This window comes from Paenibacillus sp. FSL R5-0749, assembly GCF_038595085.1.
Classification (GTDB): domain Bacteria; phylum Bacillota; class Bacilli; order Paenibacillales; family Paenibacillaceae; genus Paenibacillus.
Map to the genome: position 1 here is coordinate 73,901 of NZ_CP152005.1, position 25,894 is coordinate 99,794.

The 25,894-nt window shown below is 47.9% G+C and carries 20 protein-coding genes and 3 rRNA genes; 22 read left to right on the plus strand and 1 reads right to left on the minus strand.

Features of this window, described 5'->3' with window-relative positions; genetic code table 11:
- The first annotated feature begins 5 nt into the window (after window positions 1-5).
- The 15 genes from MKY85_RS00345 (at window position 6) to MKY85_RS00415 (ending at window position 14,375) form a co-directional block, all read left to right on the plus strand.
- Window positions 6-776: a type III pantothenate kinase gene (locus tag MKY85_RS00345; protein ID WP_026081372.1), complete on the plus strand. Its 771-nt coding sequence runs from the start codon at window positions 6-8 to the stop codon at window positions 774-776.
- 73 nt (window positions 777-849) lie between these two features.
- Window positions 850-1,770: an Hsp33 family molecular chaperone HslO gene (gene hslO / locus MKY85_RS00350; RefSeq protein WP_339238943.1), complete on the plus strand. Its 921-nt coding sequence runs from the start codon at window positions 850-852 to the stop codon at window positions 1,768-1,770.
- Window positions 1,771-1,793: 23 nt separating this feature from the next.
- Window positions 1,794-2,744, plus strand: coding sequence for a peptidyl-prolyl cis-trans isomerase (locus MKY85_RS00355; protein WP_342571537.1), 951 nt, complete (start codon window positions 1,794-1,796; stop codon window positions 2,742-2,744).
- A gap of 345 nt (window positions 2,745-3,089) precedes the next feature.
- On the plus strand, window positions 3,090-4,028 hold the full coding sequence (gene cysK, locus MKY85_RS00360; RefSeq protein ID WP_339238945.1) for a cysteine synthase A: 939 nt from the start codon (window positions 3,090-3,092) through the stop codon (window positions 4,026-4,028).
- 139 nt (window positions 4,029-4,167) lie between these two features.
- On the plus strand, window positions 4,168-5,775 hold the full coding sequence (locus tag MKY85_RS00365) for an anthranilate synthase component I family protein (RefSeq protein WP_342571538.1): 1,608 nt from the start codon (window positions 4,168-4,170) through the stop codon (window positions 5,773-5,775).
- 75 nt (window positions 5,776-5,850) lie between these two features.
- Entirely contained in the window at window positions 5,851-6,426 is a 576-nt protein-coding gene (gene pabA, locus MKY85_RS00370; RefSeq protein WP_342571539.1) for an aminodeoxychorismate/anthranilate synthase component II, read from the plus strand.
- A 1-nt stretch (window position 6,427) separates the two neighbouring features.
- A complete protein-coding gene (locus MKY85_RS00375) occupies window positions 6,428-7,312 on the plus strand; it encodes an aminotransferase class IV (protein WP_339238949.1) in 885 nt (294 codons plus the stop codon).
- Complete coding sequence (gene folP, locus MKY85_RS00380; RefSeq protein WP_339238950.1) at window positions 7,309-8,172, plus strand: dihydropteroate synthase; 864 nt, start codon at window positions 7,309-7,311, stop codon at window positions 8,170-8,172. The genes MKY85_RS00375 and folP overlap by 4 nt, the downstream gene beginning before the upstream one ends.
- A 116-nt stretch (window positions 8,173-8,288) precedes the next feature.
- Window positions 8,289-8,651 carry a dihydroneopterin aldolase gene (folB, locus tag MKY85_RS00385; protein ID WP_339238951.1) on the plus strand — a complete coding sequence of 121 codons (363 nt, stop codon included), beginning with the start codon at window positions 8,289-8,291 and terminating at the stop codon, window positions 8,649-8,651.
- 9 nt (window positions 8,652-8,660) lie between these two features.
- The gene (folK, locus tag MKY85_RS00390; RefSeq protein ID WP_342571540.1) at window positions 8,661-9,209 is read left to right on the plus strand and encodes a 2-amino-4-hydroxy-6-hydroxymethyldihydropteridine diphosphokinase; all 549 of its coding nucleotides are present in this window, start codon (window positions 8,661-8,663) and stop codon (window positions 9,207-9,209) included.
- Window positions 9,161-9,364, plus strand: coding sequence for a helix-turn-helix transcriptional regulator (locus MKY85_RS00395; RefSeq protein WP_026081371.1), 204 nt, complete (start codon window positions 9,161-9,163; stop codon window positions 9,362-9,364). The genes folK and MKY85_RS00395 overlap by 49 nt, the downstream gene beginning before the upstream one ends.
- Before the next feature lie 96 nt (window positions 9,365-9,460).
- Window positions 9,461-10,480 (plus strand): tRNA dihydrouridine synthase DusB, encoded by a 1,020-nt coding sequence (gene dusB / locus MKY85_RS00400; RefSeq protein ID WP_339238953.1) that lies wholly within the window; start codon window positions 9,461-9,463, stop codon window positions 10,478-10,480.
- A 245-nt stretch (window positions 10,481-10,725) separates the two neighbouring features.
- Window positions 10,726-11,205 carry a transcription elongation factor GreA gene (gene greA / locus MKY85_RS00405; RefSeq protein ID WP_076216743.1) on the plus strand — a complete coding sequence of 160 codons (480 nt, stop codon included), beginning with the start codon at window positions 10,726-10,728 and terminating at the stop codon, window positions 11,203-11,205.
- A 116-nt stretch (window positions 11,206-11,321) separates the two neighbouring features.
- Window positions 11,322-12,833, plus strand: a complete 1,512-nt coding sequence (gene lysS / locus MKY85_RS00410) for a lysine--tRNA ligase (protein WP_339238954.1) — start codon at window positions 11,322-11,324, stop codon at window positions 12,831-12,833.
- Between the two features lie 204 nt (window positions 12,834-13,037).
- Window positions 13,038-14,375, plus strand: a complete 1,338-nt coding sequence (locus MKY85_RS00415) for a TrkH family potassium uptake protein (protein ID WP_339238955.1) — start codon at window positions 13,038-13,040, stop codon at window positions 14,373-14,375.
- Window positions 14,376-14,461: 86 nt separating this feature from the next.
- On the opposite strand, the gene MKY85_RS00420 is transcribed toward MKY85_RS00415, so the two are convergent.
- Entirely contained in the window at window positions 14,462-15,052 is a 591-nt protein-coding gene (locus MKY85_RS00420; RefSeq protein ID WP_339238956.1) for a TetR family transcriptional regulator C-terminal domain-containing protein, read from the minus strand.
- An 87-nt stretch (window positions 15,053-15,139) separates the two neighbouring features.
- Here MKY85_RS00420 and MKY85_RS00425 point away from each other — a divergent pair, with 87 nt between their 5' ends.
- The 7 genes from MKY85_RS00425 to pdxT all read left to right on the plus strand — a co-directional run bounded on the left by MKY85_RS00425 (window position 15,140) and on the right by pdxT (window position 25,686).
- On the plus strand, window positions 15,140-15,691 hold the full coding sequence (locus MKY85_RS00425) for a hypothetical protein (RefSeq protein WP_342571541.1): 552 nt from the start codon (window positions 15,140-15,142) through the stop codon (window positions 15,689-15,691).
- Between the two features lie 437 nt (window positions 15,692-16,128).
- Window positions 16,129-17,680, plus strand: a 16S ribosomal RNA gene (locus MKY85_RS00430).
- 326 nt (window positions 17,681-18,006) lie between these two features.
- A 23S ribosomal RNA gene (locus MKY85_RS00435) occupies window positions 18,007-20,931 on the plus strand.
- Window positions 20,932-21,007: 76 nt separating this feature from the next.
- Window positions 21,008-21,124: ribosomal RNA gene (gene rrf, locus MKY85_RS00440) — 5S ribosomal RNA — on the plus strand.
- The 16S, 23S and 5S rRNA genes sit together here, the layout of an rRNA operon.
- Window positions 21,125-21,490: 366 nt before the next feature.
- Window positions 21,491-22,948, plus strand: coding sequence for an IMP dehydrogenase (guaB, locus tag MKY85_RS00445; RefSeq protein WP_339304942.1), 1,458 nt, complete (start codon window positions 21,491-21,493; stop codon window positions 22,946-22,948).
- Window positions 22,949-23,364: 416 nt separating this feature from the next.
- Entirely contained in the window at window positions 23,365-24,753 is a 1,389-nt protein-coding gene (locus MKY85_RS00450) for a D-alanyl-D-alanine carboxypeptidase family protein (protein WP_339238959.1), read from the plus strand.
- A 342-nt stretch (window positions 24,754-25,095) separates the two neighbouring features.
- Window positions 25,096-25,686, plus strand: a complete 591-nt coding sequence (pdxT, locus tag MKY85_RS00455) for a pyridoxal 5'-phosphate synthase glutaminase subunit PdxT (protein WP_339261265.1) — start codon at window positions 25,096-25,098, stop codon at window positions 25,684-25,686.
- Window positions 25,687-25,894 lie beyond the last annotated feature (208 nt).

Sequence of the window (25,894 nt, forward strand, 5' to 3'; positions counted from 1 at the left end):
CCTCTTTGATTCTAGTTGTAGACGTGGGGAACAGCAATATGGTGCTCGGCGTATATCAAGGCCGGGAATTGCTGCACCACTTTCGTCTGAGTACATCCCGTCAGTCAACAGTGGATGAATACGGCGTATTGATTTATAATTTATTTCATATGTCGGGTATCAGGGCAAGTGACATCGAAGGTGTCATCATCTCATCTGTGGTTCCACCACTGGTGAATGTTATCGAAGCGATGTGTGAGAAATATGTAGGCAAAAAAGCTTTACTCGTCGGGCCCGGCATTAAAACCGGCTTGAACTTGCGATATGAGAACCCTCGTGAAGTGGGTGCAGATCGTATTGTTAATGCAGTAGCGGCCGTTGAGAAATATGGCGGCCCTCTCGTCGTGGTCGATTTCGGTACCGCAACGACCTTTGACTGTATTGACGAGAAAGGTCACTACCTGGGTGGAGCTATTGTACCTGGCATTCAGATCGCCACGGAAGCCCTCTATGAGCGGGCATCCAAGCTGCCTCGTATAGAGCTGGAGAAACCTAAAAAGGTCATTGGCCGTAATACTATTCATGCCATGCAAGCAGGTATTATATTTGGCTATGCAGGGCAGGTAGACGGTATTGTAGAACGCATTCGCGAAGAGATGGGTGCGAAACCCAGAGTTATCGCGACAGGTGGTCTCGCTACACTTATCGCAGAAGAAACCCGTAGTATAGAGGAAGTTGATCCGCTGCTTACGCTTGAAGGGCTGCGTATTATATATGAGCGGAACCGGGAAAGGTGAGCATAGAGACGGCATACAGCGGGCTGAGATTACAGCTTAAGTGTTGTGCCGTTTTTTCTGTGTTACGACTATTATGGCGATACGCCAAAGGAGGCTGAATGACTTGGAAAACAACAACAAGCATGACCGGTTAATTCGTGGTACAGCAATGAATGGAAAGGTAAGAGCCTTTGCTATCCAGACTACGGAACTGGTTGAGGAACTACGCAGAAGACATGATACGTTTCCCACGGCTACAGCTGCCATGGGGCGTACGGTTACAACTGCAGCCATTATGGGTGCAATGCTCAAAGGTGAAGAGAAGTTAACGGTACAAGTCAACGGCGATGGTCCAATTGGACAGATTGTAGCCGATGCCAATGCCAAAGGCGAAGTACGAGGATATGTTTCTAATCCACATGTACATCTGCCAAGCAACAGTGTGGGGAAACTGGACGTTGCCGGTGCGGTTGGAACGGAAGGTTTCATTAACATAACGAAAGACCTGGGATTGAAAGAGCCATATCGTGGCAGTGTACCTATTATTTCAGGAGAACTGGGTGAAGACTTCACGTACTATTTTGCTCAATCGGAGCAAACACCTTCTGCTGTAGGCGTTGGCGTGCTCGTTGATACGGATAATTCTGTTATTGTCGCAGGCGGATTCATTATGCAGCTGTTGCCGGGATTGACAGATCAAGAGATCACGGCGATCGAAAATGCTATTAGTGCATTGCCGCCAGTGACGACTTTACTGGAGCAGGGGCTTGAATTGGAAGAGTTGCTTCGCCGATTGTTGCCAGATGTACAAGTAATGGAAGGATTGGATATTCATTTTAGCTGTGAGTGTTCACGTGAGCGGGTAGAGAAGACGCTAATCAGCCTGGGCCAAACGGAGATGGAACAATTAATTGAAGAAGAGGGCCAAGCTGAAGTAGTTTGCCAATTCTGTAATGAAGCTTATGACTTTAATAAAGAACAACTTGAGACCATCCTAGAGCAAGCCAAGAACTGATCTATGCGGGGACGGGATGCGGAATGACAAGACAGGAAAAAGGGTTGTGGACGGCTGTCATTGTCTTGACGCTGGGCATGTTGGTCATGGGTACGGTGATGGCTATGCATGGTCTCAGACAGGACAAAGACGAGGCAGATGCATCCCATGATGCCAATACGGAAGAAGGAAGCACCGTAGCGACGATCAACGGAGAAGTTATCACGGATAAAGAGTGGACCGATGCGCTGAAAAGACGTTACGGCAGTGAGTTATTACTCCAGATGTTAAACCGTAAAGCGGTATATGCCGAAGCAATTGAACGCAAGCTGATCGTCACTCCCCAAGAGATTGCAAGGGAGCTCGCGGCCGCGATGGATGGGTACGATTCGGAGAAAGCGTATTATGACGAAATGAAGTCTCAATTGGGCCTGTCGAAACAGGAGCTTGAATTGGAAGCCGGCTACAGGCTGCTGTTGGAGAAAATCGCAACGATCGGCATACAGATCAAGGATGCAGATATTGAGCATTACTGGACTGAACACCGTGAGGACTACGTTTCCCCCGAGAAATATGACTTGTCCATTATCGTAGTGAAGGAAGAAGAGGAAGCCGATTCCTTACTGGATGCGTTGGAGAAGGGGGAAGACTTTGAAGAAGCTGCCCGCAGGCAATCGACAGACAGCTTCTCTCGTGATGCTGGTGGCAGGCTGGGCTGGATTGAGCGGAATGATCCATTCCAGTCCGAAGAAATTCTTCAACTCGCTGCCGGACTGGATATAGGTAATATTGGTGGTCCAGTTCAAGTGGAAGAGGGCTATGCGATTATCAGACTCAATGATAAAGAAGAACAACAGGTGCAATCGGCCGAAGAGGTCCGTGAGGAGATTCGAATGCAGCTGGCTCTGAGTCAGGCGGATCCCTTGCCACAGGTCGAACAAATGCTGCGTAACAAGTATGAAGCCGTAATCCTGTCCGAGATTCCTGCCTCCTGAAATTTTATGGGAATATGGTCTCGCTCTGCAGCATCTTGATAAAAATACTCTGTCTGCGGTCTTAGGGCCGAAGGCAGAGTATTTTTTTGAGTACTCATATTGACAATGAGGGTTAACGTTGATAAGATGAAAATAATAAATACCTACTCGTTTACTCGGATATAAAAGCTTTACTTTTGAACAAAGAAACTTACGGAAACCTTCACCCTGTCTTGAAATATTAGCAGTAAGGGATGGGAGCAGCAGGATTTCCGCAGTTCTTCTATAACATCCCAGAGGCTATCGGCCGCACAAGTATAGTTAACAGGACTCAAGTTTTATTCATCCACTAAGGAGGGCATTCATATGGCTAAAGTAGTTAATAACGTAACAGAACTCATCGGAGGTACTCCGCTTGTTCGTCTGAACCGTATCGTACCTGAAGGCAGTGCTGAAGTATTCGTGAAGCTGGAGTATCAGAATCCAGGTTCAAGCGTGAAAGACCGTATCGCAATTAGCATTGTGGAAGAAGCGGAAAAAGAAGGCAAGTTGAAACCAGGTGATACCATTATCGAAGCAACAAGTGGTAACACGGGAATTGGACTCGCGATGGTGGCTGCAGCCAAAGGCTACAAGTCCGTTATTGTAATGCCTGAGACCATGAGCTTGGAGCGTCGCAACTTGCTTCGTGCGTACGGTGCTGAGCTTGTGCTTACACCTGGAGCTGAAGGTATGAACGGTGCTGTTAAAAAAGCCGAAGAACTGCTGAAAGAAAACCCATCCTATTTCATGGCTGAGCAATTTAAAAATAAAGCCAACGTGAAGATTCACCGTGAAACGACTGGCCCTGAAATTGTTGATGCAATCCAGTCTGTTGGCGGTACGTTGGATGCGTTCATTGCCGGAATTGGTACAGGCGGAACAATTACAGGTACAGGCGAAGTGCTGAAAGAAGCTTTCCCTGGTATTAAAATTGTTGCAGTTGAGCCAGCAGCTTCGCCAATTCTCGCAGGCGGCAAACCAGGACCTCATAAGATCCAAGGAATTGGTGCCAACTTTATTCCTGAGATCCTCGACCAAGAAATTTATGATGAGATCATCCACATTGAGAATGATGATGCATTCGAGACGGCTCGTCAGGTAGCGAAGGAAGAGGGCATCCTGTCCGGTATTTCTTCCGGTGCAGCGATCCGTGCAGGTCTCCAGGTTGCCAAACAGCTGGGTGCAGGCAAACGCGTTGTTGTAATCGTGCCAAGTAACGGTGAACGTTACCTCAGCACACCGCTTTACAACTTCGAAGGCTAAACCTACAAATGACAAAACCAATCCTCCTTGCCCGCTGACGGGTATGGAGGATTTTTGGTGTAATGCTTTTAAAAGGAGCGGCGCTTTAGTATACTATCAGACAATAGAACTAGCGACAGATGGAGGGCGGCAAACCGCAATGACACACCTGATGACAACATACGCCGACTGGATGGAGTGGGCTGAGCAAGGCTGGACCATGATGCCCTATATCACCAAGTCGGATGAGGGGCCGTATCATGGCGGTTTACCGTTATCTTGGGAGGCAGCCTGGGAACAGGCGTCACCCTACGCAATGGTGTTGGAGAATGGCAAAGGCGGAAGATATACATTTCTGGGACTAGACCCCGTATCCGTTATTTCCGGGAAGGGTCAGGAAGCGGTTATTCGTGATGTACCGGAAGGAACCACCTCGACGGACAGCGGCAAGCCGCTTGATGTATTGAAGAGATGGACAGCCCCTTATCGTGCGCCTAAGGTTACTGGGGCTCCAGACTTTGGGGGTGGATACGCAGGTTATCTCAGCTATGATGTAGCGAGATCGTTGGAGAAGCTTCCAGCCTTGGCTGAAGATAACCCGGCTCTGCCGGATTATTGGTGGATGCGTTTTGAAGAAATATGGGCGTATGACCATCAGCAACAGGCACTTTTCTGCATGGTTCATCTGGCTGTAGAGCCTAATCCGAACGAAACCGATGTGCGTGGTCTATATGCAGTAGCCGAAGCGCGGGCGATAGCGATGAAGCAACGATGGCTTCATATAATGGGGGTTGCACAGGCCGAGGAACAAATGCAGGCACTGGAACACCGCAACAAGCAGGTCAATCGTACACCGCAGCCTGAAGATGCGAACAGGGAATCCGAAGGGTGGGCAACCTCCTTCCCACAGGAGGAATTTGAACAGGCTGTACGCACAGTACAGGAATATATCAGACAGGGCGATGTGTTCCAGGTGAATCTGTCCTTGAGACAGGAAAAACGGCTTCATTCGAGCGCTGAGCATATTTATGAATGGTTGCGTCTCGTGAATCCATCGCCGTATATGGGTATGCTTCGTAGTCCAGACTTTCAACTGGTAAGCGGATCTCCCGAGTTGCTGGTCAAAGTGGAGAACGGGAAAGTCAGTGCACGTCCCATCGCAGGAACCCGAAGAAGGGGCCGTGATGAGGCAGAGGATAAGGCTATGGCGGATGAACTGCTGGGCAGTGAGAAGGAACGGGCGGAGCATATTATGCTCGTCGATCTGGAACGTAATGATATCGGACGGATTGCAGCCTACGGTTCGGTTCATGTGCCTGAATTGATGACCATCGAGAAGTATTCCCATGTCATGCATCTCGTTTCCCAGGTGGAGGGCAGACTGGCAGAAGGGTTATCCGTATTTGATGTGGTTGCTGCGACATTCCCGGGTGGAACGATTACCGGAGCGCCCAAAGTCCGCACCATGGAGATTATCGAGGAGCTTGAGCCTGTGCGTCGTGGACCTTATACGGGTTCCATCGGGTGGATGGATTACAGTGGAAATATGGAATTGAACATCGTCATTCGTACACTTGCCATTAAGGATGGTATTGGTTATGTACAGGCCGGTGCTGGGATTGTCATTGATTCTGATCCATATCGGGAATACAAGGAATGTCGCAACAAGGCAAGAGCGATGATGAGAGCTGTGAATTACAGCGAAGAGGCAGAAGCAAGCAGAGCTATGGAACAGGAACAAGTAGAGCTATGGAACAGGAACAAGTAGAGCGAGCCGAAGCCATTAAAAAATAAAACGAAGCAACCGTCACTTGATTGACGGAAGATGAGGAGGAGCAGGCATATGATACTGGTTATCGATAATTACGATTCCTTCACGTACAACCTGGTTCAATATCTGGGTGAACTGGGTGAGACGGTGGAAGTTCGCCGCAACGACGAGATTGATTTGGCAGGCATAGAGACACTGGCACCTGATCATATTCTGATCTCTCCGGGTCCTTGTACACCGAATGAAGCAGGTATTAGCCTGGCAGTCATCGAGCATTTCAAGGGAAGCATTCCGATCTTTGGTGTATGTCTGGGGCATCAGTCCATTGGACAAGCGTTTGGGGGCAATGTCATTCGTGCAGAGCGCATGATGCACGGCAAAACATCCGAGATGCACCATAATGGAACATCCGTATTTGCCGGATTGCCATCCCCGTTTACAGCTACCCGTTATCACTCCCTCATTGTAGAGCGCAGCAGTCTGCCGGACTGCCTGGAGATTACAGCGGAGACAGCTAAAGGTGAAATTATGGGTTTGCGTCACAAAGAATATGCGATTGAAGGGGTTCAATTCCACCCGGAATCCATTATTACAGACCATGGGCATCAGATGCTTCGCAACTTCCTGTCCCAACAGGTGAAGGTATAATATGCAATATGCCGCGATAAACGGAGAGTTGGTCAATATGGCGGCAGCCGTGGTTCCTGTAACGGATCACGGCTTTTTGTACGGACTTGGATTGTTCGAGACGTTTCGGACCTATCGAGGCAGCCCTTTTCTGCTGGAACGGCATCTGGAGCGGATGGCTTCGGGGTGTGAAGAACTGGGCATTCCTTTTACAACGACCGCGGCAGAGGTGACAGATTGGATTCAACGTTTGATGCAGGCGAACGGACTTCAGGATGCATACGTCCGATACACGGTATCCGCAGGTGAAGCGCCGCTAGGTTTACCTTCTGGTGATTATTCGAATCCAAATCATATTTTACTGGCAAAAGCATTACCTGAGCCCACTCCCTCTTTATATGAAAGTGGCAAAATGCTTCAAAGGTTGTCTACACCACGCAACACGCCCGAAGGTGAAGTCCGATTCAAGTCACTGCATTATATGAACAGCATTCTGGCGAAACGGGAGTTGAATGCGTATGGGCAGGATGCACAGAGTGCAGAAGGTCTACAATTAACCCGTGACGGGCATGTCGCTGAGGGTATTGTCAGCAATGTATTTTGGATACGGGAAAATGTGCTCTACACGCCAGCACTCTCAACCGGCATCCTGCCTGGCATCACGAGAGCCGTGGTGCTTGAGATCGCCACGGAGCAAGGCATTCCTTGCATAGAAACGTTAGCTGCCTGGCAGGATCTCCTGCAAGCAGATGAAATATTTCTAACAGGCTCGGTTGCCGAACTGGTTCCGGTTACGACTCTGCGGGATCAGGACGGAGTCGTAACGATAATCAGCAACGGACATATAGGCCCGGTTACAACAGTCCTTCTGGGTATGTACCGGCAGAAAGCGGGGTATACTTCATGACACTTACACCTGTCATCTATGAACGGAACTATGCATGGGGGCCAGCTGAGTTGAAGCTGGGTGCAAGAACACAGATTATGGGCATTCTTAACGTCACACCTGACTCATTCTCGGATGGTGGTCGGTATACCAACGTGGAGCGGGCGGTTGCTCATGCCATGCAGATGATGGAGGACGGGGCGGACCTGATTGATATCGGCGGGGAGTCCACACGGCCAGGTTCAAATGTAGTGGGCGCCGATGAAGAGCTGAGCCGGATCATTCCGGTTATCGAAGCATTGCATCAGCAAGCCCCGCACATTCCAATATCGGTAGACACGTATAAGGCCGATGTTGCGCGTCAAGCTATTCTAGCCGGTGCCCATATCATTAATGATGTGTGGGGTGCCAAGGCAGATCCAGATATGGCACGCACGGCAGCAGCACTGGGGTGTCCCGTTATTCTGATGCATAATCGACAGGAACGAAACTATACCGATTATTTGAGTGATGTCGTCAGCGATTTGCAGGAGAGCATACAGATTGCGCTGGGATCCGGTGTAAAAGCAGATCAGATTATCCTGGACCCGGGCATTGGTTTTGTGAAGGATCTCGCAGAAAATCTGAAGCTCATGTCATCGCTCGGTTTACTCAATGAAATGGGTTATCCGGTTCTGCTAGCCACCTCACGCAAAAGATTCATCCAAAACACCCTGGATGTTGGTGCCGATGATGCGCTGGAAGGAACGGCTGCGACCGTTGCCTTCGGCATCGCCCAAGGCTGCCAGATGGTTCGGGTTCATGATGTGAAGTCGATTCGGCGGACGGCAGACATGTGTGATGCCATGTTATACGCTTCTCCAGGTATACGGAGGAAATAATTCTGGCGGGTCAGAGTGACCCGTCCAGTGGAAGCGCAGCGTTTTTATAAGGCGAAGCTAAGGAATAACTTCAAATAGATTAGAATTTCAATATATATAGAGGGCAGGCGGATCGTATGGATAGAATGGTTATGCATCGCATGGAGTATTACGGATATCACGGTGTATTTGCCGAGGAGCGGAAGCTAGGGGCACGTTACTATATTGATCTGGAGATTGACATGGACCTGAGTGAGGCTGGACGTAATGATGATCTGACCAAAACGATCAATTATGCGGAGATCCATGAGCTGGTCAAACAGATTGTAGAGAATAAATCATTCCAGTTAATTGAAGCTTTGGGCGAACATATTGCATCTTCTTTACTAGACACTTATACTATTATCAATGCATTGACAGTCAAGGTGACGAAGCCACATCCGCCATTCGATATTCATTTTGAGGGCGTAACGGTAGAGCTTCGCCGCACAAGAAAGTGAGAACCGATCATGATTGTACATTCGACCTCTGAATCTTCAGAGGCTTATATTGCTTTAGGGGCCAATTTGGGTGACCGGGAAGAGACGTTGCTTGAGGCGTTGTCTTTGCTCGATGAACACCCTCATATATCCGTTCTGCGTTGTTCTTCGCTATATGAGACGGAACCTGTAGGGTATGTAGATCAGTCTGTGTTTCTGAATATGGCAGTCGCCGTACAGGTGATGCTGACACCGGAGCAGTTGCTTACGGAATTACTGGATATCGAGAACCGGCTTGGACGTGTTCGTGATATTCGCTGGGGACCGCGCACCGTTGATCTGGATCTGCTCTGGATGCAGGGTGAGACGCGAGATACCGAATTGCTCCAATTGCCTCATCCCCGTATGGGCGAACGGGCTTTTGTACTGGTGCCACTGTCGGATATCGTACCCGAGGACGAGGTTTCAGGTTTGTATACCTTTGTACAATCATCGTTGTCTGTACTGGATGGAAAGGATGGAATACAGCTTTGGAAAACATGCAATTGGCCAATCGAATCCGGGCATTCCGGAAGCTGAAAGGTTTAACACAACATGAACTTGCTGCCGAGACCGGCATCTCGCTGGCCATTCTGGGAACCATTGAGCGGGGGAACCGTAAGGTATCACAGCAAGAACTGGATCGAATTGCTGGTGTGCTGGCAATCAGTATCGAGGAGTTGCAGGGTAACTAGGACCGTTTCGGTTTCGTCATGCTATAACAATAGAGATATCGATCGAACCATAATCGTTGATTTATTTAGAATTGTAAAAGGAGTGAAACGACTACCGTGCTTAACATTGGTGGCATTGAAATGAAAAATCAGGTCGTACTTGCGCCGATGGCTGGCGTATGTAATCCGGCTTTTCGATTAATCGCAAAAGAATTCGGAACAGGCCTCGTATGTGCGGAGATGGTGAGTGGCAAAGCCATTGTCCATGGCAACCAGCGTACACGGGAGATGTTGTTTGTAGATGAGCGTGAGAAACCGCTGAGCCTTCAGATTTTTGGAGGAGATCGTGATTCCCTCATAGAAGCAGCCAAGATTGTGGACAAGGAAACGAATGCAGACATCATCGACATTAATATGGGATGCCCTGTGCCTAAGGTAACAAAATGTGATGCAGGTGCACGTTGGTTGCTTGATCCGAACAAGATCTATGAGATGGTATCCGCTGTAGTAGATGCGGTTGAGAAGCCGGTAACGGTCAAGATGCGTATTGGCTGGGATAACGAGCATATCTTCGCGGTTGAGAATGCGCTCGCGGTTGAACGTGCAGGCGGACAGGCGGTAAGTGTACACGGCCGAACACGAGAGCAACTCTATACAGGCACTGCTGACTGGTCACACATCAAAGATGTTAAAGAGGCTGTCTCTATTCCGGTGATCGGCAACGGTGATGTCCATACACCAGAGGACGCACGCCGTATGCTGGATGAAACGGGCTGTGACGGGGTTATGATTGGTCGTGCCGCGCTGGGAAACCCATGGATGCTGTATCGTACCATTCAATACTTAAGCACGGGGGAATTGCTTCCTGACCCGAATGGCGAAGAGAAGATCCGTGTTGCCATCCTGCATATGGATCGTCTGATTGCATTGAAGAATGAGACAGTTGCCGTACGCGAGATGCGTAAACATCTGGCTTGGTATCTGAAAGGCTTGAAAGGATCTGCCCGTATCAAGGATGTTATTATGGAAGGCACCAAGCGGGATGAGATGGTACAGATTCTGGAGAACTTTGTGAGTCAGTTGAAAAGTGAAGGTAATTTGGAGTCAGAACCGGTGATTGCCGGAAGTGCATCATAATTAAGTCTGTAAAACGTTTACAGCTACAGATGACGTAACATTGACTTTTCGAGATCGTTCCCCTATACTTTCACAGTATAAATTCGCCATGTGCGTTAATTAAAGGCTAGTCATCAGGAGGAATATTCTATTTCTCTGGAGAACTTCATATAGTTTTGAAGATGTATGCGGGCGGAGCTATGTAATTACCACTGATTCCGTTGCCGTACAATCAAATTATTCCCATGACAGGAGAATCGGTTGAGATGAGCGACAAGGAAGTTATCCTTACACCAGAGGGACTTAAGAAGCTGGAAGAAGAACTGGAAACATTGAAATCAGTGAAGCGCCGCGAAGTGGCTGAACGGATTAAGGTAGCCATCGGGTATGGAGATATCAGTGAGAACTCTGAATACGAAGATGCCAAGAACGAACAGGCTTTCATTGAAGGTCGTATTATTACTTTGGAGAAAATGCTTCGGAACGCACGCATTATTAACAGTGATGAGATTGACACCGATGTCGTGAGTGTAGGTGCAACAGTTACTGTGGAAGATTTGGAATTCGGCGACATCACAGAATATACAATTGTAGGTTCTGCTGAATCAAACCCGCTTCAGAACAAGATTTCCAACGAAAGCCCTGTCGGTAAAGCGATCTTGGGCAAGAAAAATGGTACAGTTGTTGATGTAAGTGTGCCTGCTGGCGTAATTCAATATAAAATTGTAGATATTAAAAAGCTATAGTAACGAAGCAGTTGGGCACGGTAAACAAAAGCTTCCTTAGGGAAGCTTTTTCAACATTTGAGGAAGAGTGTCCTCACGCGATGCCTGCAATGTAAATAAGGAGATGAATATAGATCATGACGGATGAAGTCTTGAATCAGGAAACCGAACTTAGCGAGCTTTTACAAATTCGCCGTGACAAATTGGACGAGCTCCGCAAATTGGGAATCGATCCTTTTGGCCAAAAATACGTACGTAACGAAGAAGCCGGCTCCATTCTGAAAAAGTATGAAGAACTGACCAAGGAAGAGCTGGAAGAGAAGCACATCGAAGTCAGTATTGCCGGACGGATTATGGCGAAGCGGGGAATGGGTAAAGCAAGCTTTGCACATATTCAGGACCTGAGCGGCAGAATCCAGATCTATGTTCGTCAGGATACCGTGCCTGAGGACAAGTATGCGGCATTCAGCCTGTTGGACCTTGGCGATATCGTTGGGGTAACTGGCGTAATCTTTAAGACCAAAACAGGTGAAACTTCTGTCAAAGTTAAAGACCTTGAAGTGCTGTCCAAATCGCTCTATCCGCTTCCGGACAAATTCCATGGTCTCACTGACGTGGAGCTTCGTTATCGCCAGCGTTATGTTGACTTGATTATGAGCCCGGACGTACAACAGACCTTTATCGCACGTTCCAAAATCATTCAATCAATGCGTCGTTACCTGGATTCCCTTGGATATCTGGAAGTGGAAACACCTACGTTGCATACCATCGCAGGAGGAGCTGCAGCACGTCCGTTCATCACACATCACAATGCGCTGGATATGGAATTGTACATGCGGATTGCGATTGAGCTTCACCTGAAACGTCTGATTGTTGGCGGACTGGAGAAGGTGTATGAGATCGGCCGTGTATATCGGAATGAAGGTATGTCCACACGTCACAATCCGGAATTTACAATGATTGAATTGTATGAGGCATATGCCGACTACAAGGATATTATGCAATTGACGGAGAACCTGGTAGCTCATATTGCACAGGAAGTGCTGGGTACGCAAGTGATCCAGTATGGAGACCATGAAGTAGATCTTACGCCGCAGTGGCGTCGTGTTACGATGGTGGATGCAGTTAAGGAAGTTGTGGGCGTAGACTTCTCCGTACATATGACGGATGAGGAAGCACATAACTTGGCGAAGGAACATAAGGTTCCGGTTGAAAAACATATGACATTCGGTCATATTCTGAACGCGTTCTTTGAAGAATTTGTGGAAGAGACGTTGATTCAACCGACATTCATCACGGGACATCCTCTTGAAATCTCACCACTGGCGAAGAAAAACGATGTAGACCCGCGCTTCACGGATCGCTTCGAATTGTTCATCGTTGGACGCGAGCATGCCAATGCCTTCACAGAGCTGAATGATCCAATTGATCAACGTCAACGCTTTGAAGCACAGATGCTGGAGAAAGAGCATGGGAACGACGAAGCTCATGAGATGGATGATGACTTCATCCGTGCGCTTGAATATGGTATGCCACCGACAGGCGGATTGGGAATCGGGGTTGATCGTCTGATCATGCTGCTGACCAACTCCCCTTCGATTCGTGACGTACTGCTCTTCCCGCACATGCGTCCTCGTACGCAAGATTAAATAAGGAACGTATCATACGTTCATAATAGAAGAGGAACCTGCCGTTCAGTATGATGCTGAGGCAAGTTCCTCTTTAGGTTTACATAGGCGCCTAAAATAAAGTTCATCAGAACGCTCTGTTCAAATTACAACATTATGGTGGAACTGCGTCTTGGATTTAAGTTAGACTAACTTATTCGTATTTTGTTAAAAGAGGTGCCCTTCATGAAGTTCAGGCTTCACTTTGCCAAATTTTTATCTCCCCCGTTAATCCTGGTCGGTGGTTTTCTGCTTATCATTGCGATTGGAACAGTGCTTCTCATGTTGCCAATCTCTAACCAAAGTGGTGAGCATTTGGCGTTTATTGACGCGCTCTTTACATCAACCTCTGCCGCATGTGTGACAGGACTTGTCGTTGTGGATGTAGGGACGACCTTTAATCTGTTTGGTCAGCTTGTCATTATGGTATTAATGCAGCTTGGTGGACTCGGTTTCATGACCATAGCTACCCTTTTTGCACTTGTCTTGGGCAGACGAATCTCACTCAAGGACAGGCTACTGCTCAAAGAAGCCATTAATGCAGACAGTATGGAAGGGATTGTACGCATTATCCGCAAGGTGTTGATCTTCTCTTTTACCATTGAAGGGGTGGCTGCTGTCATACTGGCGATGCGCTGGGCAACAGAGATGCCATTGGTTCAGGCTATATACTATGGAATATTTCATTCCGTTTCATTGTTTAATAATGGGGGATTTGATCTGTTAGGCAACAGCTTTCAATATTACACTGGAGACTGGATATTCAACCTGATTGCATCCGTGCTCGTTATCTCTGGTGGACTAGGTTTTGTGGTGTTAAATGATCTGTTTGAGTATCGCACACGCCGTCGTCTTTCCCTACAGTCGAAACTGGTGCTGTCTGTGTCGGGAGCGCTGATTGGTATAGGAGCAATTGTGTTGTTTGTTTTCGAATTTACCAATGGACATACACTGGCTTCACTCACCTGGAGCGAGAAGATCTATGCATCCTTCTTCCAGTCGGTCTCTACACGTTCGTCGGGAACAAGTACAATCGATATCACGGAGATGAGGCAGGCTACCCAATTTTTCTTCATTCTGCTGATGTTTATCGGGGCTTCCCCGGGATCGACCGGGGGCGGGATCAAGACGACTACATTCCTGATTATGATTGGTGCAGTGTATGCCATGATTCGGGGAGACAAGGATATTGTGTTTTTCCGCCAGCGTGTGCCGAAGGAATTACTGATGAGGGCGCTGACCATTATTATGGTTTCACTGATCATATTCATGATCGTGGTGATGCTTCTGCTTACGACAGAGGATGCGCCATTCCTTTCACTGATGTTTGAAGCTGCATCGGCTATTGGTACCGTGGGTCTTTCTGTCGGAGTGACGGATGAGTTGACCAATTGGGGAAAAATCATTATTACCGTTACCATGTTTGTAGGTCGTATTGGGCCATTAACCATCGCGTATGCTCTTCGTCCGCGCAAAGAGAAGAAACTGTATCGTCATCCGGAGGGCCGGATCATTATCGGATAAAAAGAAAAACCGCCAGACATTCAGAACTAACTCCCGTTATCGTAACAGGGCTTGGTCATAACGAATGTGCTGCGGTTTTTTTTGGTTTAACGGCATAAGGAGGCAAGATGCACACCAAGGATATCATCCATGAGTTTGGCATTCATCTGATCGGGTCTAAGCACCGTATGGATACCCAAGCCATCCACGAGTGCATACAATCTCTCGATCTCAAGTTTAATATCAAGATCTGGTCTCGTGAGATCATGTTCGATCAGGTGAGTGATAACATAGCCTACAGCTTGTCTGAGTGCATCATACACTGTATCGGCAAGTTCTTTGAGCGTAGCATCGGTTTTGGATCTGGCTGTAAAAGCGTACCACACCTCCATTTCGGCCAGTTTTTCATCTGTGTTTGGTAATAACTCGAGTAATAAACATTTCATATTATCCATGGGAGATCCGGTGAAGGACATGTGTTGGATTCGATTGGATACCCGCTCGGATACCAGATTCATGGCATATAGTAATAGTTCTGACTGTGTAGAAAAGTAGTGACGCATTGAACCGACCGAAATTCCTGCTTCTTCGGCGATATTCCGAACAGAGGCTTGTTCCATGCCATCTCTTCGGATGATACGCCAAGCTGCTTCGGCCACGAGCATACGCTGTTTATCATGATCAACAATTTTAGGCATATGAACATTATATCATTGTTGATTATTATGATACAAATGTGCTAAATTATATTTAATACAATCGTATTATAAAAAGGGGGCTAACAGATGATTGGTTATTTCATTATAGGATGTGAGATTGCCTTTTGGGTGTTTGTGTTTGCGGGTCTAAGTGTCAGGTATCTTCTTGGCATGAAAAGGTTAGGCATTGGTTTGTTGATGGCTACACCAATAGTGGATCTGTTGTTGCTGGTGGCCACTGTGATAGATCTTCAGCGTGGAGCTACAGCGAGCATGATTCATGGTATTGCTGCGGTGTATATCGGAGTAAGTATCGCCTATGGTCATCAGATGATCGCTTGGGCGGATCGATATTTCCTGTATTGGTTCAAAGGCGGAGAGAATCCTCGTAGCAACAAGTTATATGGAAGGGAGCATGCACGTCATGAGCGTAATGGATGGTTTAGACATCTTTTGGCTTGGGCAATAGGTAGTGCATTTCTATTCGCCATGATATGGTGGATTGGGGATGCTGAACGTACAGCCGTCTTCTATAATCTGATTAAAATGTGGGGAATCATAATCGGAATCGATTTTATAATAAGCTTTAGCTATAGTTTATGGCCAAGAAAAGTTCCTGCTAGGAATGTTAAACAATAAAATCAAGTGGAACGCGCATAAGAATCTGCTACATTGGGAGAGCACTCTATATTCGTTTAGGACGTATCATTTCGGTAACTATAAAATTTGAAAAAAAGACTTGCAATCAAAATCTGTACATGGTATATTCTAATTCCGGCCAAGAAAACACGGCTTACACAGTGCGGCAAGCAAATCAAATAAGCTTCGAAAGAAACTTAAAAAAAGAGCTTGCAAAGTTGGTTCGGATGTGATAAGATATAAAAGTTGCTGAAGAGAACAACGTTCGGTCACGAAACAAGTTTGATCTTTGAAAACTGAACAACGAGTGAGTAAACATTCTGCTTGCAGAATGAACGCGAAAGTTTGAAACAAGCCTTGGCTTGAATCGACTGGAGCACAATTGAGATTTTTAATCTCGTCAGATTCAAAATGAGCTTATCGCTCTTTTCAATACTTTATTGGAGAGTTTGATCCTGGCTCAGGACGAACGCTGGCGGCATGCCTAATACATGCAAGTCGAGCGGAGTTGATAAGAAGCTTGCTTCTTTGAGACTTAGCGGCGGACGGGTGAGTAACACGTAGGCAACCTGCCCTCAAGTTTGGGACAACTACCGGAAACGGTAGCTAATACCGAATAATTGTTTTCTTCGCCTGAAGGAAACTGGAAAGACGGAGCAATCTGTCACTTGGGGATGGGCCTGCGGCGCATTAGCTAGTTGGTGGGGTAACGGCTCACCAAGGCGACGATGCGTAGCCGACCTGAGAGGGTGATCGGCCACACTGGGACTGAGACACGGCCCAGACTCCTACGGGAGGCAGCAGTAGGGAATCTTCCGCAATGGGCGAAAGCCTGACGGAGCAATGCCGCGTGAGTGATGAAGGTTTTCGGATCGTAAAGCTCTGTTGCCAGGGAAGAACGCTTGGGAGAGTAACTGCTCTCAAGGTGACGGTACCTGAGAAGAAAGCCCCGGCTAACTACGTGCCAGCAGCCGCGGTAATACGTAGGGGGCAAGCGTTGTCCGGAATTATTGGGCGTAAAGCGCGCGCAGGCGGTCATTTAAGTCTGGTGTTTAATCCCGGGGCTCAACCCCGGATCGCACTGGAAACTGGGTGACTTGAGTGCAGAAGAGGAGAGTGGAATTCCACGTGTAGCGGTGAAATGCGTAGATATGTGGAGGAACACCAGTGGCGAAGGCGACTCTCTGGGCTGTAACTGACGCTGAGGCGCGAAAGCGTGGGGAGCAAACAGGATTAGATACCCTGGTAGTCCACGCCGTAAACGATGAGTGCTAGGTGTTAGGGGTTTCGATACCCTTGGTGCCGAAGTTAACACATTAAGCACTCCGCCTGGGGAGTACGGTCGCAAGACTGAAACTCAAAGGAATTGACGGGGACCCGCACAAGCAGTGGAGTATGTGGTTTAATTCGAAGCAACGCGAAGAACCTTACCAGGTCTTGACATCCCTCTGATCGATGCAGAGATGTATCTTTCCTTCGGGACAGAGGAGACAGGTGGTGCATGGTTGTCGTCAGCTCGTGTCGTGAGATGTTGGGTTAAGTCCCGCAACGAGCGCAACCCTTGATCTTAGTTGCCAGCATTTCGGGTGGGCACTCTAAGGTGACTGCCGGTGACAAACCGGAGGAAGGTGGGGATGACGTCAAATCATCATGCCCCTTATGACCTGGGCTACACACGTACTACAATGGCCGGTACAACGGGCTGTGAAGCCGCGAGGTGGAACGAATCCTAAAAAGCCGGTCTCAGTTCGGATTGCAGGCTGCAACTCGCCTGCATGAAGTCGGAATTGCTAGTAATCGCGGATCAGCATGCCGCGGTGAATACGTTCCCGGGTCTTGTACACACCGCCCGTCACACCACGAGAGTTTATAACACCCGAAGTCGGTGGGGTAACCGCAAGGAGCCAGCCGCCGAAGGTGGGATAGATGATTGGGGTGAAGTCGTAACAAGGTAGCCGTATCGGAAGGTGCGGCTGGATCACCTCCTTTCTATGGAGAATCGTTTCCTGTAACGGAAACATTCAAATAGCAGACTAGATCTGCACAAACTAGCCAGGTCGGCTAGTTACTCACTCGTTGCTCAGTTTTGAGAGCTCAAACTCTCAAACAGCTTGCTTTTGCATGGAGCTTGTTCTTTGAAAACTAGATATCGAAACGAAAGTAAATGCGAATTAGAACATTCCTTTTTAGCTGAACTTGTGTAAACAAGTTTCAATAAAAACGGTAGATTGCACGTACGATGGTTTTGGGTGGGAGCGACTTTTGGCTTTGCGTAAGCAAAACAAGGGAAGCGAGCAGCCAATACCGGAGCACGAGGTTAAGCTACTAAGAGCACACGGAGGATGCCTAGGCGCTAGGAGCCGATGAAGGACGTGGCGAACAACGAAACTGCCTCGGGGAGCTGTAAGCAAGCTTTGATCCGGGGGTGTCCGAATGGGGAAACCCAGCTGGGGTAATTTCCAGTTACTCACAACTGAATACATAGGTTGTGTAGAGGCATACCAGGGGAACTGAAACATCTAAGTACCCTGAGGAAGAGAAAACAATAGTGATTCCGTCAGTAGCGGCGAGCGAACGCGGAGAAGCCCAAACCAGAGAGCTTGCTCTTTGGGGTTGTGGGACGTCTCACATGGAGTTACAAAGGAACCGGTTAAGCGAAGAGGTCTGGAAAGGCCCGCCAAAGAAGGTAAAAGCCCTGTAATTGAAAGTCTGTTCCCTCCGAGACGGATCCCGAGTAGTGCGGGGCACGTGAAACCCCGTATGAATCCGGCAGGACCATCTGCCAAGGCTAAATACTTCCTAGCGACCGATAGTGAAGCAGTACCGTGAGGGAAAGGTGAAAAGCACCCCGGAAGGGGAGTGAAATAGAACCTGAAACCGTGTGCTTACAAAAAGTCAGAGCCCGTTTTAGGGGTGATGGCGTGCCTTTTGTAGAATGAACCGGCGAGTTACGTTCCCGTGCAAGGTTAAGGTGAAGAGCCGGAGCCGCAGCGAAAGCGAGTCTGAATAGGGCGATGTAGTACGTGGACGTAGACCCGAAACCGGGTGATCTACCCCTGTCCAGGGTGAAGGTGCGGTAACACGCACTGGAGGCCCGAACCCACGCACGTTGAAAAGTGCGGGGATGAGGTGGGGGTAGCGGAGAAATTCCAATCGAACTCGGAGATAGCTGGTTCTCCCCGAAATAGCTTTAGGGCTAGCCTCGGAAAACAGAGTCGTGGAGGTAGAGCACTGATTGGGTGCGGGGCCCGCAAGGGTTACCAAGCTCAGTCAAACTCCGAATGCCATAGACTTACTTCCGGGAGTCAGACAGTGAGTGCTAAGATCCATTGTCAAAAGGGAAACAGCCCAGACCATCAGCTAAGGTCCCCAAGTGTGTGTTAAGTGGGAAAGGATGTGGAGTTGCACAGACAACCAGGATGTTGGCTTAGAAGCAGCCACCATTGAAAGAGTGCGTAATAGCTCACTGGTCGAGTGACTCTGCGCCGAAAATGTAACGGGGCTAAACACACCACCGAAGCTATGGCTTGATGCTTGCATCAGGGGTAGGGGAGCGTTGTATAAGGGTTGAAGGTGTACCGTAAGGAGCGCTGGACATTATACAAGTGAGAATGCCGGTATGAGTAACGAAAAGATCAGTGAGAATCTGATCCGCCGAAAGCCTAAGGGTTCCTGAGGAAGGCTCGTCCGCTCAGGGTAAGTCGGGACCTAAGGCGAGGCCGAAAGGCGTAGTCGAAGGACAACAGGTCGAAATTCCTGTACCACCGTAAGCCGTTATGAGCAATGGGGGGACGCAGTAGGGTAGTGACGCGGACTGATGGATGTCCGTCTAAGCAGTGAGGCTGATGTGTAGGCAAATCCGCACATTGTAAGGCTGAGCTGTGATGGGGAGCGAAAATTGTAGTAGCGAAGGTCATGATCTCACACTGCCAAGAAAAGCCTCTAGCCAGGTGAAGGTGCCCGTACCGCAAACCGACACAGGTAGGCGAGAAGAGTATTCTAAGGCGCGCGGAAGAACTCTCGTTAAGGAACTCGGCAAAATGACCCCGTAACTTCGGGAGAAGGGGTGCCCCGGTAGTGTGAATAGCACGAGGGGGCCGCAGTGAAAAGGCCCAAGCGACTGTTTAGCAAAAACACAGGTCTGTGCGAAGCCGTAAGGCGAAGTATACGGGCTGACGCCTGCCCGGTGCTGGAAGGTTAAGGGGAGTGGTTAGGAGCAATCCGAAGCTGTGAACCGAAGCCCCAGTAAACGGCGGCCGTAACTATAACGGTCCTAAGGTAGCGAAATTCCTTGTCAGGTAAATTCTGACCCGCACGAATGGCGTAACGACTTGGGCGCTGTCTCAACGAGAGATCCGGTGAAATTTTAATACCTGTGAAGATGCAGGTTACCCGCGACAAGACGGAAAGACCCCATGGAGCTTTACTGCAGCTTGATATTGAATTTGGGTACGATCTGTACAGGATAGGTGGGAGCCTTTGAAGTGGGAGCGCAAGCTTCCATGGAGGCAACGTTGGGATACCACCCTGATCGTATCTAGGTTCTAACCTGGTACCGTAATCCGGTGCGGGGACAGTGTCAGGTGGGCAGTTTGACTGGGGCGGTCGCCTCCTAAAGAGTAACGGAGGCGCCCAAAGGTTCCCTCAGAATGGTTGGAAATCATTCGAAGAGTGCAAAGGCATAAGGGAGCTTGACTGCGAGACCTACAAGTCGAGCAGGGACGAAAGTCGGGCTTAGTGATCCGGTGGTACCGCATGGAAGGGCCATCGCTCAACGGATAAAAGCTACCCTGGGGATAACAGGCTTATCTCCCCCAAGAGTCCACATCGACGGGGAGGTTTGGCACCTCGATGTCGGCTCATCGCATCCTGGGGCTGAAGTAGGTCCCAAGGGTTGGGCTGTTCGCCCATTAAAGCGGTACGCGAGCTGGGTTCAGAACGTCGTGAGACAGTTCGGTCCCTATCTGTCGTGGGCGTAGGAAATTTGAGAGGAGCTGTCCTTAGTACGAGAGGACCGGGATGGACGTACCGCTGGTGTACCAGTTGTTCCGCCAGGAGCACCGCTGGGTAGCTATGTACGGACGGGATAAACGCTGAAAGCATCTAAGCGTGAAGCCCCCCTCAAGATGAGATTTCCCAGTATGTAAGACCCCTTGAAGACGACGAGGTAGATAGGCTGGGGGTGGAAGTGCAGCAATGCATGGAGCTGACCAGTACTAATCGGTCGAGGGCTTATCCAAATATGCAAGTTGTAATTCGCATGTTTCGTTTCGAATCTAGTTTTCAGAGAACGATCTCTGAAATGTAAGCTATGCGTTTGGTGGCGATGGCGGAGGGGTTCCACACGTACCCATCCCGAACACGACCGTTAAGCCCTCTAGCGCCGATGGTACTTGGACCGCAGGGTCCTGGGAGAGTAGGACGCCGCCAAGCAAAGAACCACTGCCGATGTTATTCGGTGGTGGTTTTTATTTATATACAAATGAGTACTTAAGGTATAAAAAAATCCTGAAAACGGAAACTTTGTATCCTAAATGGCTCAATAAAAATAAACATCGGTTGATTTGTGCAGACATTTATAGGTTATATTTTTTTAACTTGTCCGCACGAGAAAAACAGTTGTATTCATCAGGCAATACACCTAATATAACCAAGTACTTTTCCTTGACAGTCTAAATATCGCTTTGCTAAGATGGCAATAATAAATTTTTCAGAAAACGTATTTTCGGCGTAAAATACAGCCTGGAATCTTCGGGTTTTGGACCGTAAAGCTGAGCAACCATAAGGAGGAACACTTGCGTGTGGGAAGATAAATTTGGTAAGGAAGGCCTCACCTTTGATGATGTATTGCTAGTGCCACGGAAATCCGAGACACTGCCTAAGGAAGTAGATGTATCTATTCGTTTAAGCGACACTGTGAAGTTAAATATTCCTTTGATTAGTGCAGGAATGGATACGGTCACTGAAGCGACTTTGGCTATTGCCATTGCACGTGAAGGCGGTATCGGTATCATTCATAAAAATATGTCTGTTGAACAACAGGCTGAAGAAGTAGATCGGGTTAAACGTTCAGAGAGTGGTGTAATTACGAATCCATTCTCACTCACAGCAGATCATCTGGTATCTGATGCTGAAGAAGTTATGGCGAAATATCGGATCTCCGGCGTACCCATTATTGAAGGAGATCAGAAGCTGGTTGGTATTTTGACCAACCGTGATTTGCGTTTTATCCATGATTACGGCATCAAAATCAGCGAAGTTATGACTCGTGAGAATCTGGTTACCGCTCCTGTAGGTACTACATTGCAAGAAGCTGAAGGTATCCTTCAGAAACATAAGATTGAGAAACTTCCATTAGTTGATGAGACGAACACGTTGAAAGGTCTTATCACTATTAAAGATATTGAGAAAGCCATTCAATTCCCTCATGCAGCCAAAGATGCTCAAGGTCGTCTGTTGGTTGGTGCAGCGATTGGTATCTCCAAGGACACCTTTGAACGTGCGGATGCTTTGGTACAAGCTGGTGTTGATTTGATTACGGTAGACTCGGCTCACGGACACCACATTAATATCATTGAAGCAGTACGTCAGCTTCGCGAACGCTTCCCTACCCTGACCATCGTTGCAGGTAACGTGGCTACTGGTGAAGCTACTCGTGACCTGATTGAAGCAGGGGCTTCGGTAGTTAAAGTGGGTATTGGTCCAGGGTCGATTTGTACAACACGTGTAATTGCTGGTATTGGTGTACCTCAAGTAACGGCAGTGTACGATTGTGCAACAGTGGCACGTGAATATGGAGTTCCGATTATTGCGGACGGCGGAATTAAATATTCTGGTGAAATTACGAAGGCACTGGCTGCAGGTGCACACGCGGTTATGTTGGGAAGTTTGTTTGCCGGTACAGCGGAAAGCCCGGGGGAAACTGAAATTTTCCAAGGACGTAGCTACAAAGTTTATCGCGGTATGGGTTCAATGGCTGCGATGAAACAAGGTAGTAAAGATCGTTATTTCCAAGATGATGACAAGAAACTGGTTCCAGAAGGAATTGAGGGTCGCGTCGCTTACAAAGGTCCATTATCTGATACGATTCACCAACTGATTGGTGGTCTGCGTTCCGGTATGGGTTACTGCGGTACAAGCAACCTGGAGCAGCTTCGGAACGATACTGGTTTTATTCGTATTACAGGTGCAGGCCTGCGTGAAAGCCATCCACATGATGTACAGATTACAAAAGAAGCACCTAACTACTCGTTGTAATCGGAAGAGAGTTAATCATTTCCAGGACAGGCTCGGTGATTTTCACCGGGTCTGTCTTTTTTTGCAGATACCCCTGTGATAGAATAGAACAAGCGGTGACGATCCATGGATGGATTAAGGCGTTGCGGCGGCTATTTGACGTGAATCTATGAATATGGTTATGAAAAGCAAATGCAGTGCAAGAAAAGGCTGCCAGCCAAACAGAAGCGCGGACGTCCTTTTACATAAGCATTCGCAAAATGCGGACTAAGTGACAATCGATAACGAACTTTAGGAGCAATAATATTGCTCGTTCGATACAGCGCATATAGCACACATCTCACACATCAAACATGCAGGTTAGGGAACAAGAAAATCGCAGCATAAGCTGCACTGAAGCAATTAACAATGCTTTGGATCGAAGGGAGTATTCATCATTGAAAGCCAAACACATGAATAAGAAGAAACGCCAAATGCTCAAAAAGAGCGTAGCCTCGGTAATGCTAATTAACATGCTTTGCATGTCTGCAGTAATGCCAGTCATGGCTGCTGCGAACGACTCCGGGCAGGTCCTGACTGCTGCAGCAACAACAACGAAGACGGAGAAAGCGGTACAGGTACCTGGGGTAGACTCATTGGGGCTTGAGGTTAGGTCAGCCGTTCTCATGGAGGCATCAACGGGTCAGATTTTGCTCAATGTCGATGCGGATAAAGCTATGCCACCTGCCAGCATGACCAAAATGATGACAGAGTACATTGTCGCTGAACAAGTTAAACAAGGTAAACTCGGCTGGGACGATATTGTAACTGTTAAAAAGAATGCTGCACAAAGTGTCGGATCACGTATTTTCCTTGCTGAAGGGGACCAACACACAGTTAAGGATCTCTATATTGCTATGGCTGTAGGGTCTGCTAATGATGCTACGGTCGCTTTGGCTGAACATGTTGCAGGTTCGGAAGAAGCTTTCGTGAAAATGATGAATGATGAAGCGAAGCGTATGGGCATGAAGGATACGTTCTTCATCAACTCTTCCGGTCTCGATCGAGCAGATATGCCTGCCGATTTCCGCCCAGCTGAAGACAAGGAAACAGTCATGTCCGCACTGGATGCTGCAATTCTATGCAGATATATCATCATGGATCACCCAGACTACAAAGATTTTACAACCATTCAATCCTATAAGTTCCGTCCCAATGATAAAGCCCCAATTATCAATTATAACTGGATGCTGGAAGCGAATAAAAATATAACCAATTTCAAAAGCTATGCCTATGAAGGTCTGGATGGAATGAAAACAGGCCATACCACGAACGCAGGTAATAACTTTACAGGTACAGCCGAACGTAACGGTATGCGTCTAATTAGTGTTGTTATGGGCACAGATTCGGAATCCGCACGTTTCAGAGAAACTAAAAAGGTGTTGGACTTTGGATTTAACAATTTTGAAGTGAAGCAGGCTGTCGCAGGCAAGACCAAAGTGACAGGGTGGGAAGCTGTACCTTTGAAAAAAGGTAAAGAAACAACCGTTCCTGTCGTAACAGATAATGCGGTAAGTTTCGTTGTACCCAAAGGTACTCAGAACCTGGATGTGACGTTCAAAGCTAACGTAACTGAGGCGGACAAGCTGGTAGCACCAATCAAAGCAGGTACGAAGGTTGGTACAGTGACGTATACGTATAAAGCAGATGGAATTGAGCCTCAGGAAAAAACAGTGAACTTGATCACAGCGGAAGAGGCTGATAAAGGCGGATGGTTCCGTTTGTTCTTCCGAGCTGTTAAGGATTTCTTCGTCGATCTCTTTGACGGGATCAAAAACCTGTTCTAGTTTTATAGGATACTTCTTGTAAAAGAGTATGATCGTGAATTGGATGATATGTGGTCATATCATTGCCAGAATACAAGTTATTCGACCGGATGGATTGTATATTTACAATTTTTCCGGTAAAATATCAAGTTAGAATTCACGTATAATGAGGCGGAAAATTCCAAGCTTTTTTTACCTGGTGGAGTGGGTTAACTGCTCTATATAAGGTAATGAACGACACATACATTACGGGCCGAAGTGTCCAAGTATCTTGGAGCACCGATGAAGGGCATAGAGATATCCAAACTTGCACCTTCCGAGCGTATGCAAGATCGCGGCTGGTATGAGAAGGGGAATGTGCAAATGAAGATCGGCGTATTAGCGCTTCAAGGGGCTGTCACAGAGCATATACGGAGTATTGAACGCGCTGGAGCAGAAGGTGTGGCTATCAAACAGGTTCAGCAATTGCATGATCTGGATGGTCTTATCCTTCCTGGCGGGGAAAGTACAACGATTGGCAAACTGATGCGTAAATATGGGTTTATGGATGCCATTCGAGCGTTTGCTGCTGAGGGCAAACCGGTATTTGGTACCTGTGCTGGCTTAATCGTTATGGCTAAGCACATCACGGGACAGGAAGAGGCCCATTTGGAGTTAATGGATATGACTGTATCCCGAAATGCATTTGGACGGCAGAGAGAAAGTTTTGAAACAGACTTGCCGGTCAAAGGCATCGAGGAAACGGTGAGAGCTGTGTTTATCCGGGCTCCCTTGATTGAGCGTGTTGGAGAGCAGGTAGAGGTACTCTCTACTTACAATGATGAGATTGTTACAGCTCGTCAAGGACATTTGCTGGCTTGCTCGTATCATCCGGAGTTAACGGATGACTATCGTCTGCATGCTTATTTTGTAGACATGGCCAAGTCCTACAAACACGCGGTAGACCCTAAATAGTGTATGATGTACAACCTATGATCTCCCGGTCATCGGATCACTTCCCCAGCAGCCTTGTAAGGCCGCTGATTGGCAGTTGCATCTGAACGGATGCCTGATGTTGCCTGTATCTGCTTCATAGCGGGAATCGCAGCGGAGGGTCGCACCGGGAGCATAGGTTGTTTTTGTGGTTACAGATTCCGATAAGTATATAGTAAGGTATACACAG